The organism is Longimicrobium sp., from assembly GCA_036387335.1.
In the GTDB taxonomy this organism is placed as follows: domain Bacteria; phylum Gemmatimonadota; class Gemmatimonadetes; order Longimicrobiales; family Longimicrobiaceae; genus Longimicrobium.
This window is the reverse complement of the sequence record DASVTZ010000112.1, coordinates 1-1,720: the sequence shown is the minus strand read 5'-3', so window position 1 is coordinate 1,720 and position 1,720 is coordinate 1. Positions and strand designations below refer to the sequence as shown.

The 1,720-nt window shown below is 71.7% G+C and carries 1 protein-coding gene; it reads left to right on the top strand.

Going from position 1 to position 1,720, the window contains the following annotated elements:
• Positions 1-466: 466 nt before the first annotated feature.
• On the top strand, positions 467-1,720 hold a 1,254-nt coding region (locus VF647_10680), incomplete at its 3' end, for a S8 family peptidase (protein ID HEX8452553.1).

Below are 1,720 nucleotides of genomic sequence, written 5' to 3'. Positions count from 1 at the left end.
AGCCCCCTCCCCCGCTCGTTCCTCGCGACCCCTCCCCCAAACCGCGGGGGAGGGGTGGTGTGCGGGCGTCCTCTGCGTGCGCACCACCGTCTCGACGCGGCTCGCTCCTGCCCCCCTCTCCCGAGAACAGGAGGGCGAAGCCCCTCTCCTGTTATCGGGAGAGGGGCTGGGGGTGAGGGCCACCGAAAAAGTGCACGCAGTGTGCGCACCATTGTGGTGCGCGCACCGATGCGGTGCACCATTCTCGCGCGGCGCCGTAACGCGCGTTTGGAATGTAAGTGGTTGCGGGGGAGGGGTTTAGGATTTGGGCGAAAGCGGTCCGGGGTGTGCCTTAGGGGTGGCCGGCAGGATGGCGAAGGGGTCGGGAGGCGCCCTCAGGCGGGCACACGGGTCCCAACGCACGAGCCGTACAAGGCCGCGCCCAAAGGCGGCGCGGCGCAACCACCCCGTTTGGACAGGTGAACCGATGCGTTTCAGACCCCTCGCCGCGGCCGCGTTCCTCACCGCACTCGCAGCGTGCTCCGATCAGGCCGGCACGCCGGTCGCGACCGACCCCACCCTCGTGCGCTCCGCCGCCAGCGGCGCGATCCCGGGCTCGTACGTCGTGGTCCTCAACGAGGACGCCGACCCGCGCTCCGTGGCGGCCGTGGCCGGCGTCAGCCCGCGCTACGTGTACACGGCGGCGCTCACCGGCTTCGCGGCCGAGCTGAACGCCGGGCAGCTCAACGCCCTGCAGCACAATCCGAACGTCGACTACATCGAGCAGGACGCGCGGGTGCAGGCCACCACCACGCAGAGCAACGCCACCTGGGGGCTGGACCGCATCGACCAGCGCGCCCTTCCCCTCAACGGCACCTACACCTACACGCCCACCGGCGCGGGTGTGAACGTCTACATCATCGACACGGGCATCCGCTTCTCGCACAGCGAGTTCGGCGGGCGCGCGGTGAGCGGCTACGACGCGGTGGACGGCGGCACGGCGGACGACTGCAACGGGCACGGCACGCACGTGGCCGGCACGGTGGGCGGCGCCACGTACGGCGTGGCCAAGGGCGCCCGTCTGTACGGCGTGCGCGTGCTGGACTGCGCGGGCAGCGGCACCAACGCCGGCGTCATCGCGGGGATGGACTGGGTGGCGCAGAACCGGGTGACCCCGGCCGCCGCCAACATGTCGCTGGGCGGCGGGGCGAGCCAGGCGATCGACGACGCCATCCAGCGGATGGTGAACGCGGGCGTGACGGTGGCCGTGGCCGCGGGCAACGAGAACCAGGATGCCTGCAACACCTCGCCGGCCCGCGCCGCGAGCGCCATCACGGTGGGCGCCACGACGAACACGGACGCGCGCGCCTCCTTCTCCAACTACGGGAGCTGCCTGGACGTCTTCGCGCCGGGCAACAACATCACCTCCTCGTGGTACACGGGCGACGCCGCCACCAACACCATCAGCGGCACCTCGATGGCCTCGCCGCACGTGGCGGGCGTGGCAGCGCTCTACCTGCAGGGCAACCCGTCGGCGACGCCGGCGACGGTGGCCAGCGCCATCGTCAGCACCGCCACCAGCAACAAGGTGACGAGCGCCGGCACCGGCTCGCCGAACAAGCTCCTCTTCTCGCTGCTGACGGCCGAGGGCACCACCCCGCCCCCGAGCGGCGGCACCAACTACACGGGCACCCTGAGCGGCACCGGCGCCACGCAGTACCAGCCGGACGGCAGCTACTAC